Here is a 14187-nt window from a genome sequence, read left to right on the forward strand (position 1 = left end):
CTCCCCCCCTCCCCGGCAGCCGGCGCAGGCAGCCCGCTGACAAAGCAAAATGTAACAGTTACACCGGCAAACCGATAAAGAGTCTGCTCCGCCGTCTGTATAAATTTTCACCTGTTTTTTAGCCCCAGGGCTTGCAAAGAGTCAAAACCGGGATTAAGTTAAATACAAATGTAACCGGTTACATTTAATCAGAATGACTAAATGCAGCTATTAATCATCCACACAACCTGATGACAAGAGCCCTGCCATGGCTGATGCAACGACACTTATCTGGGAACCTTCACGGGGCGGGCTGGACACCACCGCCCTGTATCCCGGCTTTCCACAACCGGACACTCAGGAAACCCTGCAACTTAATCCCGGAGGCTGCCACTGGATCAGCCTGCGCAAAGGTGACCTGCTGTCACTGAACGCCAGCCTGACCGACAGCACCCTGCTGTTCTCAGCACTGACCACCGGTGATGCTTCTCCCGGAAGCCTCAGTACCGTCAACTATCAGCCCGAATTTATGCAATCTATGCCAGCAGCAGACCAGCCTGCTGAGCAATTTAATTCGCTGGCTATACAACCCCGGTTGCAAGCGCGACAACTGGCGTTACAGGACCTCAGCTTCCGGATACTGAACCGGGATATGCTGGCAAACGCCGAGCTCCCCCTGATTATTCAGGCGGCGCAGGATTACTGCCTGCTCATTGCTCTTTCTGCCACCAGCAGCCAACTGGTAGACGGCAGTGAACAGCCCCGCTCGGTTACCCATATCAGTATCCAGCGATCTGAAACCGACAGCGATCAGCCACTGCCGGAGCCACTGGGGCCGGTTCGGGATGAGTTCCGCATCCCCCGTGCCACCGCCAAAGCCTACACCGTTAAGAAAGGCGAATACATTCAGATCATCGATGTGGAAGGCCGCCAGTGCTCCGACTTTATGGCCATGAACTCAGCCGCACTGGCTGAAGGCAGAGAACGCTTTATTGATTCCACCGTCAGCCGCTCGCTGGCGGCCGGTGCCTACCCCCAGCCAGGGCTGCATGACAAATTTTATGATCAGGACATGAAGCCCCTGCTGGCGGTGGTGCAGGATACCGCCGGCCGTCATGACACATTCGCACTGGCCTGCACCGAATTCGGCTATGCAGAACGGGGCTTTCCCGGCCATATCAACTGCTCCGACAATATATCTGCCGCCTATGCTCCCTACGGCATTCAATCCCGCCGGGCCTGGCCGGCCATTAACTTCTTCTTTAACTCCTGGATTGATCCTGACAGCCACCGGCTTGGCTCCGATGAATCCTGGTCCCGGCCCGGGGATTATGTACTGATGCAGGCCCTCACTGACCTCACCTGCGTCAGCACTGCCTGCCCGGACGATATCGACCCGATCAACGGCTGGAACCCGACTGAGATACACATACGCATATACCGTCCGGATGCGGCCATTCCCCGCTCTGTTGCTTACCGATCCTTACCGGAGTCGACCCCGTTTATGAGTACCGAAACCCCTTTTCATCCGCGTACCAGCGCACTGACCAAGCGTTTCCATAATGCCCGTAATTACTGGCTACCCCAGGCATTTGACAGTACCGGCAGCATCGCCGAATACTGGAACTGCCGCAACAATGTCACCGTTCAGGACATGTCCAACCTGCGTAAGCTGGACATCTACGGGCCGGACGCCGAACGGCTGTTACAACTGGCCCTGACCCGGGACATCAGCCGGCTGTCCGTTCACCGTGGCTACTATGCCCTGCTCTGCTCAGACCAGGGCGCAGTCATTGATGACGGCACCCTGTTCCGGCTGGCACCGCAGCTGTTCCGCTGGTGCTGTGGCAGCGACGAATCCGCCCGGCAGCTGGAAAGCCTCGCCCGGGAAAATAACCTTAAAGTCTGGATCAGGGATCTGACCCTCAAGCTTTGCAACCTTGCCATCCAGGGCCCGAAAAGCCGCGAACTGCTGCAACGGCTGGTGTTCACCCAGCCAGCCCAGCCGGAACTGAACAACATTAAATGGTTCGGCTGTGCCGTTGCCCGCACCCATGACCGTGACGGCATCCCATTCATGCTCACCCGCAGTGGCTTTACCGGTGAACTGGGGTATGAACTGTTCTGTGATCACCGTGACGCGGTCGCCCTGTGGGATGCGGTATTTGCTGCCGGTGAAGGTCTCGGCGTCAGCCCGATGGGCGGTGACGCACTGGAAATGCTCAGAATCGAAGCGGCCCTGATGATCAGCGGTGCCGAATTCGGCGGAGATACCGAACCGGACGAAGCTGGCCTGGGATTTGCCATCGACATGCGCAACACCGAATTCGCCGGCCGTGCGGCCATTGAACGAAACCGCCAGGCGCCGCGCAAACAGCTGGTCGGCCTGAAAATACAGGGGGACGAACTGCCCCAGCACGGCGATCACATTTTCCTTGAACGCCAGCCCGTGGGCACGATCACCAGCGCCACCCGGTCACCGGAGCTGCAACAGGTTATCGCCATGGCAAGAGTCGCCACTGAACTGGCGGTCCCCGGCACCCCGCTTGAAATCGGCCGGCTCGACGGCCACATGAAACGTCTCAGTGCAACGGTCTGTGAGTTGCCGTTCATTGATCCGCAACGTCATAAAGCAAGGCAGTAACCGGCTTTTGTCCGGCAATGCCTTAAGTAGCGAACACCCACACCAACAATAACAACCGGAGTGAAACATGAAATCTTTACGTCAACCTCTGCTGATCGCCCTCAGTGCTTCAGGCCTGCTTTTCAGTCAGGCCCATGCGACGGATAAAATCACCGTCGGCGAACCCAGCTGGCCGGGCGCCAAAATTATCGCTAACGTGATTCAGGTCGTTGCCAGTGAAAAGCTTGGTGCTGAAGTCGGCCTGGCCCCGGGGGCTAACGCCGCGATTTACGCCGGTATGGATAAAGGCCGGGGGGATATCGACGTACACCCGGATGTCTGGTTGCCCAATCAGCAAAGCTTCACCGATAAATACGTGGAAGAGAACGGTACCGTCAATCTCAGTGAAGGGTCTTATGAAGGCGTCAGCGGTTTCTGTATGCCGACCTATATGAAAACCGAACACGGCATCAGCTCCATTTATGACCTGGCCACCCCCGAAGCCCAGAAGCTGTTCGACCTGAACAACGACGGCAAAGGGGAAATCTGGGTCGGGGCGCCAGGCTGGGGCTCCACCAAAATCAATCAGGTGAAAGTCCGGGATTACGGCATTGAAGACTTCCTCGAACCGACCACCGAAGATGAAGCGGTGTTCTACGCCAAAATTTCCGCCGCCATAAAAAAACGTCAGGGCGTGGTGTTCTACTGCTACAACCCCCACTACGTTCACAAACTCTATGACGTGACCATGGTGGAAGAACCGGAAAATAATCCTGACACCTACCGTATGGTACAGCCTGATCAGGACTCTGAATGGTTCGCTAAATCTCACATCAGCAGCGGTGATGCGAAAAAAACCGTTCGGGTCGCCTATTCTAAATCACTGGAACAGCGCGCTCCGGAAGTGGCGAACTTCCTGAAGAACATCGATCTGGACAATCAGGCCATCAGCGCCATGACTCATGCCGTGGTCATTGAGAAACAGGCACCGGCCGATGTGGCCAAAGCCTGGGTCGACGCCAACACCGCAACTGTCGATAAATGGCTGGGCCTCTGAGGCCAGCACAGGCCTTCAGAACAGATAGTCAGCACAGGGCCCGTTTCAGGGCCACTGTCACCGGAACCTACCACGTCTCTCAGACGTGGCAGGCCAGCAGAAACAAACAGAATAAGAAGGAAGTAACGGTGAATACACTAACCGAGCAGCCGGCTATTCAGGTCAGCGGGGTCTGGAAGATCTTCGGCGACCGCTGGCGCGAAGCACTGCAGGCAGTGCAGGAACATGGCATCAGCAAGCAACAGGTACTGGAAGAATATAATTGTGTGGTCGGCGTGGCAGACGCCAGCTTTGAAGTGGCAGAAGGCGAAATCTTCTGCATCATGGGCTTATCCGGCAGCGGCAAATCTACCCTGGTACGCCATGTAAACCGCCTGCTGGAACCGTCTGCCGGTCATATTCATGTCAATAGTGATGACGTTGTCGGGCTGGATGCGAAACAGCTGCGTGATCTGCGCAACCGCCGTATCGCCATGGTCTTTCAGAACTTCGGACTGATGCCCCACCGCACCGTGCGGGATAATGTCGCCATGCCTCTGGAAATCCGTGACCTGCCCAAGGCCACACGCTGGCAGGAAGCCGACCGGGTACTGGAACTGGTAGAGCTGAACGGCTGGGAAGATAAATACGCCCACGAACTCTCCGGCGGGATGCAGCAGCGGGTCGGTCTGGCACGGGCCATTGCCGCCGACCCTCAGGTACTGCTGATGGACGAACCCTTCAGCGCACTTGATCCGCTGATCCGCCGCCAGTTACAGGATCAGTTCATGCAGCTGGCCCGGGTTATGAAAAAAACCACCCTTTTCATCACCCACGACCTCGATGAAGCTATTCGCATCGGCCACCGGATCGCCATCATGAAGGACGGCCGCATTATCCAGATCGGCACCCCTGAAGACATTGTTACCAACCCTGCCGATGATTACGTCGCTGATTTTGTCGCCAGTATTTCCCGGCTCAAGTTTGTCCATGCCGCTTCACTGATGCAAAGCCCGGACGCCTATATTGCCGAATATGGCCCGCTGGCGCAGAACGCCCCGAAAGTCAGCGCCGATGCCGACCTGAACACCCTGATTGACACCGCCATTGAATGGCCCGGGGCAATCATCGTTGAAGACGCCGGCGCAACCGTCGGCGTAATCGACCGGGTAGACATTATGCGCGGTATCCAGGGCAACGGAGGTTCAGAATGAACAGCACCACCCAACACACAGCCAACGCCGCCGCAGACAAAAACACAGCCGCCTACCAGCAGGCCGTGAATGAGCTGGTCGACCAGTATTGCGTCCAGAACAGCCCGTACTACCGACAAGCCTTTGCACGGATCAGCGGCGCTAACCGCTTTATCCTGAGCTTCAATCTGATGGCTGCGTTACTGGGCCCGGTATGGTTTGCCGCCCGGGGGTTATGGAACTGGTTTCTGGTCTTTGTACTGCTGGAAGCCTTTGCCTGTATTCAGATCTCACTTGGGCTATTCAGTGATCTGGGAGCGGAGTCCAAGCTGCGGGCTGAACGCATCAGCGCCACCCTGGAACAGCGCCGGGAACAACTGGCCAGCGCCATTGAAACCGGGTCCGGTAACGTCGAAGGCCTGACCCGCATCGTCAACTCACTGGAAAACGCCGTCCAGCAGGCACTGCAGCAGGCGCAGGCACTTGAAACCGAGCGCATGTCCCTGTTGATTTTCGGCCTGGCCGTGATGGCAGCCTTTAAACTGATTCAGGGGCTAATCGCCAATCAGGCACTGGAAAAACACTTTACCCTGTGGCGCTCCGACCGTTACCTGCCCCACGGCATATCCTCATTACGGGGCATCACCGGTCTGGCAATCGTGGCCACCGTTTATGGTCTGGCATCCGCACAGTTTTCCTTTCCAACCACCTGGAGCGCCCTGCAAACCTTTCCCGCACCGGAAGGCTTCCGTACCGGCGTGAGTTCCGGCCTGAAAGAATGGTTTGATTACGCCACAGTGGCCGGCAGCGGTTTCTTCAATAATGTAACCGACAGCGTGCGGGTGCTGCTGGACGGGCTGGAAACCCTGTTCGTCGGTACGCCATGGCCGGTTGTGATTCTGTTCATTGCCTTGCTGGCATGGCAGTGTGCCGGGCCAAGAGTCGCCATTTTTGCCGTAGCAGGCTTAATGTACCTGGGCTTTCTGGGCTTCTGGGACAAAGCAATGGCCACTGTATCCCTGCTGGGTGCTGCGGCCTGTGTCAGTATCTCGCTGGGCATTCCAATGGGGATTCTCTGTGCCCGCAAGCCCCGGGTATATACCTTTATCCGGCCGGTGCTGGACTTCATGCAGACCATGCCATCGTTCGTCTACCTGATTCCTATCATCGCCTTTTTCGGGACAGGTAAACCGGCCGCCATTCTGGCGACACTGGTATTCGGCAGCCCGCCGGTTATCCGCCTGACGGTACTGGGCCTGCAGGGTGTTCCGGAGCATGTTCGCGAAGCGGCAATCTCTTTCGGCGCCACACCGGCTTACCTGCTCTTCAAAGTTGATCTGCCACTGGCGGCTAAAACCATCATGACCGGGGTTAACCAAACCATCATGATGAGCCTGGCCATGGTCGTCATCGCCTCCCTGATCGGCGCAAAAGGCCTGGGTGAAGATGTACTGGAAGCACTGCAATACGCCTCCACCGGTGAAGGTATACTGGCCGGCTTTGCCATTCTGATCTGCTCCATGATTCTTGACCGGATCATTCAGGGTAAACGCTGACGATAAGCGTCACACCGGCTGAAACCAGAGCGCTGCCGTGACAACACGGCAGCGTTTTCTTCTCAAAGCACCACAGATCCAGTATTCTCCTTGCCTATGAATAAAGCAGTGTCCGGACAAAGCGGCGTCCGTCAGGTCGCCAAACTCGCAGGGGTCTCCGTCGCCACCGTCTCCAGGGTATTTAATCAGGCCAGCACCGTACGGCCTGATACCCGCGACAAAGTGATGGCCGCCGCCAAGCAGCTGAATTATGTCCCTAACAGCGCTGCCCGCTCACTGACCATGAACCGCAGCTACACCATTGGCATTGTCATTCCCACTATCGACAACTCCATCTTTGCCCGGTTTATTGATGCCATTGAACAGACGCTGGCAACCCGCGGCTACGGACTGATTGTTGCCACCTGTGGCTTTGACCGGTACAGCGAAAGCCACCGGGTTGAAGAACTGCTGAAAATGGGCATTGAAGGCCTGATTCTGTCTGGTGCTGAACACGATGAAGCACTGCTGGAACTGATCGCCGCCCGTAACCTGCCGCTGGTCTGTACCAGCTTATTCGACGCCGCGTATCCGTGGCCGACAATCGGCTACGATAACTACAGCATGGGTAAAGCCATCACCCGGCACCTACTGGACCACGGCCACCGACAGTTTCATATTCTCTCTGGCCCGCGGGACCTGATCGACCGGACCCGCATCAGGGTACAGGGCATTCTGGACGGTTTACATGAAGCAGGGGTCAGCGATATCAGTATCAGTGAAACGGAACTGAACTTTGCCGCCGGCTGCCAGGCAGCCAAAAACATCCTCACCCCGCCCCTGAATTTCACGGCACTACTGTGCACTTCTGACGTGCTGGCCATGGGGGTCTTACTGGAAGCGCCCCGCCTAGGCATCCGCGTACCGCAACAGTTGTCAGTCACCGGGTTTGATGATCAGGACTGGGCTGCCGTCAGTAATCCCGGGCTGACCAGCGTACACACGCCTTCCCGGCGAATGGGTGACGCCACCGCAAGGGCCCTGATGGACAACATTGAACAGAACACTGCCATCGCCAGCCAACTGATCGATTCGCATCTGGTAATTCGGGATTCCAGCGGCCCGGCGCCCTCAGTCTGAGAAAATAAGCCTGAAGGGACCAGGCCTGAGAAACCAGACCTGAAGAACTCTCGCCTGAAAAAACAACCAGACACAAAAAACCATCCCGCAGGATGGTTTCTGATAGCACTTCAGAGACTGACCAAATCAGGACTCACTGACATGGCATTCAAAATCTGGCCCTTTTACCACCATAATGTCACAGTGGATCGAGTCCAGAATCCGTTCAATGGTGCTGCCCACCATCAGCCGGTCAAATACACCGCGGGCAACCGCGCCCATCACCAGTAAATCCACATGATGATCATCCGCATATTCCAGCATCTTCCGGTGTGGCGGCCCTTCCAGCAAATTGACTCTGGAACTGTCAGTATTCAGTCCGTAAGGTTCCAGCAAAGTATCCAGTGCCCGGATATGCTCACGGCGCACTTTCACCTGCATATTTTCAAAATCAGCCACCACGTGCTCGTCAAAAATGGCGGAATGGGGCAGAACGTTGAAACAGTGCATCACCCGCATTTCACCTTCAAGCTGCTGGGCAATCGCCGCACTCCAGTCAAGAATATGGCTGTCCAGTACTGCAGGAGATTCACACTCATGAAACGGATCAACGGTTGCCGCCACATGACCGCCATCCGACCAGCTGTGTTCCTTAACCAGCATTAAAGGCACCGGACACTCACGGATCAGTTGCCAGTCACTCTGGGCAAACAGGAAATGCCCCAGACGGGAATGTTTCTCTATCTGATGCAACAGGATATCCGGCTGATAACGGAGCACCTTACGGACCAGACTGTCGGCATGGTGCCGCTCCCAGCAAACATCGAAGTCAACATCCACACCTTCGGCTTCCAGCTGCTCCGCCAGAACTTCCAGTTCTCGCTCAGCCTGATTCATAAAGCCATGTTCCGCGCGGAGCAGGCCTTCTTTATCGAACAGATAACTGTTACGCAAAGACGTGTTATAGCAGCAGCGAAACAGCTCCACACGGGCATCGCTGGCTTCAGCAAGGCGTAAGGTTTTCTCCAGCAGATACTGATGATCCACTCCCGCTTCCACGTTAACCAGAATCTTCTCTATATTCATCGCTAACCCCCTGTTCACTCTCACCCTTTAAGCATGAATCAGCATAAGAATTTTTCAACGCTTTTTTTAGTGTCAGTGCAGAGAAAGATTATCCGGTGAACGCCTGTATCCCGGCCCGGATAATGCCCACCGCCGATAACAGGATCAGCAGGCAGATCACCCCCCGGCGCAGTTTTTTCTCCGGCAATACCCTGAACAGGCGCGAGCCGAAGAAAATTCCTATCCCCATCGGCACCATCATTGCCAGGCTTTGCCACACCAGTTCTTCGTTCAGCAGGCCATGGCCGGAGGCCGTACTCAGCAGGATAATATCCGTCAGCAGGAAGAACATAACCAGGGTGGCCCGTAACTCGGTCATGGTCAGATTCATGGCCGTCAGAAAGGTTGCCACCGGCAAACCGCCTACCCCTGCAGCACCATTACAGACCCCGGACACCAGCCCCAGCCCGAAAAACGGCACCGGGCCGGTGGGGCCACGGTACTGCCAGCCAACAGCCAGCAGCACACTCATAATCAGGATAACCGCCGAGAGCAGCAAGCGAATATTATCCGCCGGCATCACCACCAGCGCATACACGCCCAGCGGGGTGGCGATCAGAGTGCCAATCAGCAGATAGCTCAGAATTCGCCAGGCGGTATCCCGCCAGGTGCTGAGCACCATCTGAATACTGGCTGCAATTTCCAGTACCGCAATCATCGGGACTACCTGGGACGGGGCCAGAAAAAGTGTCGCCGAAGCCACCACCAACGCTGAAAAACCAAAGCCAATACAGCCCCTGACCACCCCAGCAACGCCGACGATCAACGTCAGCATAACCCACTCAATAAGTTCCATTCACATTCCTCAGCGTTTGCCGAATGATATTTATTTTCAAATACTTAACGCGAATCCTATGCACCGGTTAGCGATAATAATTTACAAATGATAATCCCGGCATGGTATGCAAAAACAGCATTAAATCACAGACACAATTGTCATCTTTATACGCTATATTTATGCCACCCTATTGTCCGGCGGGTAGAACCAATTATAAAAAACCACCTGTCCGAACACACAATCAATGACAAGAGCCTGATACGGAGAATCCCATGAAAGGCAGCCAAAAAGTTATCGACGCCTTCAATATGCTGCTGGCGAATGAACTCGCCGCCATTGACCAGTACTTTGTACATTCTCGCATGTATGACGACTGGGGCCTGGAAAAGCTATACACCCGACTGAATCACGAAATGGAAGAAGAAACTCAGCATGCAGACTGGCTGATCAAGCGTATCCTCTTTCTGGAAGGTGTGCCAAACCTGAGTAAACGCCGCGAACTGATCATTGGTCATGACATTAAATCCATGATGGAAAATGATCTGAAGCTGGAAATGGAAGTCGTTGCAGCCGTCCGTAACGTGATCGCAACCTGCGAAGCTGAACAGGATTATCAGAGCCGCGAAGTTCTGGAAAAACTGCTGTTCGACACCGAGGAAGACCATGTTTACTGGCTGGAGCAGCAACTGGGTCTGATCGGGCGAATCGGCATTGCGAACTATACCCAGTCACAGATGGGCGGCGGCGCCGGCGCATAATTCACTAAAACAGCCATTTATCAGAACAGATATCACAGACTGATACGCCGATAAGGAAAAAAATTATGAAGGGTGATAGCCAAATTATCGCAGGCCTGAACGCCGTACTTGCGAATGAACTGGTCGCCATTAACCAGTACTTCCTGCACGCACGCATGTTCAAGAACTGGGGGCTGGGTGGCCTGAATGAAGCCGATTACAAAGTGTCCATTCAGAAAATGAAGAATGCCGATAAGATTATCGAACGGGTTCTGTTTCTGGAAGGCTTACCGAACCTGCAGGATCTGGGCCGGTTAAGGATCGGCGAAGACACCGGTGAAATCATTCAGGCAAATATGGACTTTGAGCTGGAAGCACTTAAACCGCTGAAAGACACCATTGCCAAATGTGAAGAAAAGAATGACTACATCAGCCGCAGCCTGCTGGAAAGTATTCTGGAAGATCAGGAAGAACAGATCGACTGGCTGGAAACCCAGCAGCATCTGATTGCCAATGCCGGCATGGAAAACTACCTGCAAACCCAGATGGATGACGACTAAACCCGTCCGCCAGGACAAATATTAAGAAGTAATCCCCACCGCAGTGGCCAGCGCGTCACTGTGGTGCTCCTCCAGCCAGTTAAACATTTCCCGCTCTTCAAACCGTACATGTGCCCTCAGCAACCGGGCAAACTCCGCTCGCTCCTCATCAGTATCCGCGGTTGCCAGACACCGCAGTTGCCGGTGTTCTTCTTCGAACTGCTGCTTCAGGTCACCGCTTAACAGATGTGCAAACAGCTTCTCTTCTTCGTCGAAGTGAACCAGTAAGTCAGCAATGAAAGTACCGTGCATAACCTGCCACTGGTTGGATAAAGCCTGCGAAGACACTTGCGCAGCATCCAGTATGCGCTTGGCATTCACCAAGGCAAGATGGTGTTCTTTACTGAGCGGGGTAAGGGCCAGCGAGCGTTTCATAAGAGGCACTCTTAAACAGGTGGTTTAAAAACATCTTATAAACAGACGACCGTCAGGGTCAAACAGGATTAAAAAGAAAAGAAATATCAGACCCGGGCAGACGGGCCCAGGACACAGAGAAGAGAAATTGCCTGATCAGGCAACTTTTACAGCGTTTTCCGCCAGCTCATAAAGCTTATCATTGAGAATTTTTTTCGTGACACGTGCACATTTACCGCACTGACTGGCCACACCCAGCTCAGTAGAAAGCTGTTTCATGGTGGTCGCCCCAGCTTCAATACTGGCTTCAATCTTTTTATCGGTTATACCGTGGCAAATGCAGACGTACATTGAACTCATTCTCATTAACAGTAGCTGCGGAGATATTAATGTAAATGATAATGACTATCAAGATGAATCAACATGAAAATGATTCACATCAATAATGTGCTTCAATGTCAAACTGAGTACAAAGGACTGCTGCCTCACACAAATTTGGGTAGAATTAATCAGTCTGTTGATTTACAAACGATTTATACGCTTGTTTAATGTATTGAAACCCTACGCCCCTCAGTAACGGAGCCTTTGAAAATTTAACGACACCCGTTCACTGAATCAGAAAAACAATTACTATGCTCACACGGGACGTGAATCAGGTTAAACAGATCTATGACAGTACGCTTACCATTACCCGCAGCCAAGAAGTTGACCATCATTTATAACGTTGAGTCAGGTTGCCTGGGCCCTCAGGGCCGCTCACATATAGAGCCCTTCTGCCAGTTTGCGCAGGAACAGATGGCCGATCTGCACAGCGACTTTATTAACTGGCAGATAACCCCCCGTACCGATAACAACAAGCCGGAAATCCAGTACTCACTGATGAATAAGCTCCTGCAGGATCATCAGGCAGAAAAATTTCTCAGCTACTTCAATAAAAGTGTTGATGAACTGGAAACCTTCCTGCTGGGGATCATCGTTATTCTGATAGAGCAATACCATAACGAGCACCCGGAAACGAACTGAAACCGGCAAAGAAATTCCCCAAAGCGGTTAACAGCAGCCTCATCATCCGGACAGCCTGTGATACCCTAACGCCTTAATTTGTTTGTTATTTTAAGGCCATTTCTTTGCTTGCTCATGCCTTCACAAAGTCGCTGCGTTTACTGATTCCCGGCATTATCACCCTGATTGCCGGAATCCTGTTACAGCAGCAGGCAGCCGCCCTGCCCCTGCACTATAAAGATATAGTTACCCTGCTCCCGTATATTCTTGGTGTTATTAGTCTGATCCTTGCGATGAGTTTTAATCAGGGCCGGCTGTTCCTGGGGTCACTCAACGCCCTTTGCTTTTATGCAGCCATTCAGGCGGAGCTGCAGACCTCACTTAATCTGCCTGCCAATTTTGTGTTTTTCAGCCTGCTTTGCCTGCTGTTTCCGGCCCAGCAGGCGTTACTCAGTCTGTACCCGGAACGGGGCTTCAGTCCTCGCTGGGCCATCCCCCGGGCGGGCATTATCATCTGCGGTTACCTGCTGTTATGTGGGCTGAAATATACCCAGAGCTTCGCCGGCTGGATAAGCACCCTGCCGTCATCCATGCTGGAGCTGGCATTTGATCCGCTATTACTGAATCAGGTCAGCCTGGCAGTATTCTCGGCAACGCTGCTACTTAACGGTTTTCTGTTGATGCGGCGTCAGAGCCTGGTAGACGCCGCCATGCTGATGATGACACTGGCCGCGGCGGTTATGCTGGCGTTCTTCGCACAGCCACTGGTTTCTGCGTTGTTCGCCTGCTCGGCGCTAATATTGCTGCTGTTTACCATTCTGTTTAACTCCTACAGCATGGCATTTATCGATGAACTGACCGGCCTGCCCGGACGACGGGCACTGGAGAACCAGCTCGCCAGTGTCGGTAAACATTACACCCTGGCCATGGTGGATGTGGACCACTTCAAAAAATTCAACGATACCTACGGCCACGATGTCGGCGATCAGGTACTGAGAATGGTGGCCAGCCAGATGCGTCAGGCCGCCAAAGGCGCGCAGGTATTCCGTTATGGGGGTGAAGAATTTACCATCCTCTTTAAAGGCAAGGATGAAGCAGCCGCCTGGCATACCGCAGAGCGGGTCCGGGAAGCAGTGGCCGGGTACCCGATGTATATTCGCGGCGACAACCGCCCGGAAGATGCCGACGAGGGCAAAAATCAGCGCAGCAAAGGCCAGCCGGAGTCGGACTATGTGCAGGTCTGTATAAGTCTGGGCCTGTGCCAGAATACCGATGATCTGGCAGACAGCAGCGCCGTTCTCAAAGCTGCCGATGAGGCCCTGTATAAGGCTAAACAGATGGGCCGTAACCGCACCATCGGGCGGCAGACCGGCATCACTAACGAATAACAGCATCTCTGTTTATTCATGCCTGGCCGGGACTGGCGCACGCTGCCCCGGCCCGGTTGAAATAAATTCACTCGATATTTTCCCTGAGTAGCCGATAGTAAAGAGATCGTTAACCCCATTCAGAGACCGGTACTATGGAGATTAATACTCAGGGAACCACGCCCCGCAGCAATGACGTATCTGCTCAGCAAAAAAACCAGACCGAACAGGTCAGCACCGCCCAGTCCAGCCGGACCGAACTGAACCAGTCAATCTTGCAGGCATCACTGAATGTCAGCATCAGCTCCGGTAACGACTCCCTGGCGCTGGTGTACCGCAGTGCGATTGATAAGCTCAATGAAGTACTGGAAGCTGATCTCGGCGAGAATTCTATCAACAAAGCCTATGACGCTGGCCTGGATGTCAGCCCGGAAGCCACGGCAGAACGTATCGCAAGCCAGACCACGGCCTTCTTCGGCAGCTACCGGCAGCAAAATCCGGAACTCAGCGAAGCAGAAGCGGCCAGTAAGTTCAGCGAGATCATCCGCGGCGGCATCAAACAGGGCTTTGATGAAGCCCGTGAAATTCTCGACGGTCTGAAAGTGCTTGAAGGAGACATTGCCGCCAATATCGATACCACCTACGATCTGGTGCAGGAAAAACTCGATGTTTTCTTTGAAAACCTGACCGGACCGGCCCCCGCTGAAAGCGCCGCAACATAACCCGATTCAGATCAATGT

At 54.1% G+C, this 14187-nt stretch carries 14 protein-coding genes; 10 read left to right on the forward strand and 4 right to left on the reverse strand.

Annotated elements, in window-relative coordinates; translation table 11 throughout:
- The first annotated feature begins 247 nt into the window (after positions 1–247).
- From PCI15_RS14120 to PCI15_RS14140, 5 genes are all read left to right on the forward strand, one after another.
- Positions 248–2623: a DUF1989 domain-containing protein gene (locus tag PCI15_RS14120; protein ID WP_271270593.1), complete on the forward strand. Its 2376-nt coding sequence runs from the start codon at positions 248–250 to the stop codon at positions 2621–2623.
- A gap of 67 nt (positions 2624–2690) precedes the next feature.
- A complete protein-coding gene (locus tag PCI15_RS14125) occupies positions 2691–3659 on the forward strand; it encodes an ABC transporter substrate-binding protein (protein ID WP_271270594.1) in 969 nt (322 codons plus the stop codon).
- 128 nt (positions 3660–3787) lie between these two features.
- Positions 3788–4852 (forward strand): quaternary amine ABC transporter ATP-binding protein, encoded by a 1065-nt coding sequence (locus PCI15_RS14130; protein ID WP_271270595.1) that lies wholly within the window; start codon positions 3788–3790, stop codon positions 4850–4852.
- Positions 4849–6387, forward strand: coding sequence for an ABC transporter permease (locus PCI15_RS14135; RefSeq protein WP_271270596.1), 1539 nt, complete (start codon positions 4849–4851; stop codon positions 6385–6387). Before PCI15_RS14130 ends, PCI15_RS14135 begins: the two co-directional genes overlap by 4 nt.
- Positions 6388–6483: 96 nt before the next feature.
- Positions 6484–7506 (forward strand): LacI family DNA-binding transcriptional regulator, encoded by a 1023-nt coding sequence (locus PCI15_RS14140; RefSeq protein WP_271270597.1) that lies wholly within the window; start codon positions 6484–6486, stop codon positions 7504–7506.
- 126 nt (positions 7507–7632) lie between these two features.
- Here PCI15_RS14140 and PCI15_RS14145 read toward each other — a convergent pair whose 3' ends face one another.
- Positions 7633–8571 carry a universal stress protein gene (locus PCI15_RS14145; RefSeq protein WP_271270598.1) on the reverse strand — a complete coding sequence of 313 codons (939 nt, stop codon included), beginning with the start codon at positions 8569–8571 and terminating at the stop codon, positions 7633–7635.
- 88 nt (positions 8572–8659) lie between these two features.
- Positions 8660–9406, reverse strand: a complete 747-nt coding sequence (locus PCI15_RS14150; RefSeq protein WP_271270599.1) for a sulfite exporter TauE/SafE family protein — start codon at positions 9404–9406, stop codon at positions 8660–8662.
- A 254-nt stretch (positions 9407–9660) separates the two neighbouring features.
- Here PCI15_RS14150 and bfr (PCI15_RS14155) point away from each other — a divergent pair, with 254 nt between their 5' ends.
- Complete coding sequence (gene bfr / locus PCI15_RS14155; protein ID WP_271270600.1) at positions 9661–10146, forward strand: bacterioferritin; 486 nt, start codon at positions 9661–9663, stop codon at positions 10144–10146.
- A gap of 65 nt (positions 10147–10211) precedes the next feature.
- Positions 10212–10685, forward strand: a complete 474-nt coding sequence (gene bfr / locus PCI15_RS14160) for a bacterioferritin (protein WP_271270601.1) — start codon at positions 10212–10214, stop codon at positions 10683–10685.
- A gap of 21 nt (positions 10686–10706) precedes the next feature.
- On the opposite strand, the gene PCI15_RS14165 is transcribed toward bfr (PCI15_RS14160), so the two are convergent.
- Complete coding sequence (locus PCI15_RS14165) at positions 10707–11099, reverse strand: hypothetical protein (RefSeq protein ID WP_271270602.1); 393 nt, start codon at positions 11097–11099, stop codon at positions 10707–10709.
- Positions 11100–11234: 135 nt separating this feature from the next.
- Positions 11235–11429, reverse strand: coding sequence for a bacterioferritin-associated ferredoxin (locus tag PCI15_RS14170; protein ID WP_271270603.1), 195 nt, complete (start codon positions 11427–11429; stop codon positions 11235–11237).
- Between the two features lie 318 nt (positions 11430–11747).
- Here PCI15_RS14170 and PCI15_RS14175 point away from each other — a divergent pair, with 318 nt between their 5' ends.
- The 3 genes from PCI15_RS14175 to PCI15_RS14185 all read left to right on the forward strand — a co-directional run bounded on the left by PCI15_RS14175 (position 11748) and on the right by PCI15_RS14185 (position 14169).
- Positions 11748–12101, forward strand: coding sequence for a hypothetical protein (locus PCI15_RS14175; protein WP_271270604.1), 354 nt, complete (start codon positions 11748–11750; stop codon positions 12099–12101).
- A 104-nt stretch (positions 12102–12205) separates the two neighbouring features.
- Positions 12206–13468 carry a GGDEF domain-containing protein gene (locus tag PCI15_RS14180; protein WP_271270605.1) on the forward strand — a complete coding sequence of 421 codons (1263 nt, stop codon included), beginning with the start codon at positions 12206–12208 and terminating at the stop codon, positions 13466–13468.
- Positions 13469–13602: 134 nt separating this feature from the next.
- Positions 13603–14169: a DUF5610 domain-containing protein gene (locus PCI15_RS14185; RefSeq protein ID WP_271270606.1), complete on the forward strand. Its 567-nt coding sequence runs from the start codon at positions 13603–13605 to the stop codon at positions 14167–14169.
- Positions 14170–14187: the final 18 nt, after the last annotated feature.

The organism is Aliamphritea hakodatensis (assembly GCF_024347195.1).
In the GTDB taxonomy this organism is placed as follows: domain Bacteria; phylum Pseudomonadota; class Gammaproteobacteria; order Pseudomonadales; family Balneatricaceae; genus Amphritea; species Amphritea hakodatensis.

Coding starts and splice junctions, on each gene's coding strand:
- PCI15_RS14120 (WP_271270593.1), top strand. CDS start 248: ATGGCTGATGCAACGACACTTATCTGGGAACCTTCACGGGGCGGGCTG.
- PCI15_RS14125 (WP_271270594.1), top strand. CDS start 2,691: ATGAAATCTTTACGTCAACCTCTGCTGATCGCCCTCAGTGCTTCAGGC.
- PCI15_RS14135 (WP_271270596.1), top strand. CDS start 4,849: ATGAACAGCACCACCCAACACACAGCCAACGCCGCCGCAGACAAAAAC.
- PCI15_RS14140 (WP_271270597.1), top strand. CDS start 6,484: ATGAATAAAGCAGTGTCCGGACAAAGCGGCGTCCGTCAGGTCGCCAAA.
- PCI15_RS14145 (WP_271270598.1), bottom strand. CDS start 8,571: ATGAATATAGAGAAGATTCTGGTTAACGTGGAAGCGGGAGTGGATCAT.
- PCI15_RS14150 (WP_271270599.1), bottom strand. CDS start 9,406: ATGGAACTTATTGAGTGGGTTATGCTGACGTTGATCGTCGGCGTTGCT.
- bfr (WP_271270600.1), top strand. CDS start 9,661: ATGAAAGGCAGCCAAAAAGTTATCGACGCCTTCAATATGCTGCTGGCG.
- bfr (WP_271270601.1), top strand. CDS start 10,212: ATGAAGGGTGATAGCCAAATTATCGCAGGCCTGAACGCCGTACTTGCG.
- PCI15_RS14165 (WP_271270602.1), bottom strand. CDS start 11,099: ATGAAACGCTCGCTGGCCCTTACCCCGCTCAGTAAAGAACACCATCTT.
- PCI15_RS14170 (WP_271270603.1), bottom strand. CDS start 11,429: ATGTACGTCTGCATTTGCCACGGTATAACCGATAAAAAGATTGAAGCC.
- PCI15_RS14175 (WP_271270604.1), top strand. CDS start 11,748: ATGACAGTACGCTTACCATTACCCGCAGCCAAGAAGTTGACCATCATT.
- PCI15_RS14185 (WP_271270606.1), top strand. CDS start 13,603: ATGGAGATTAATACTCAGGGAACCACGCCCCGCAGCAATGACGTATCT.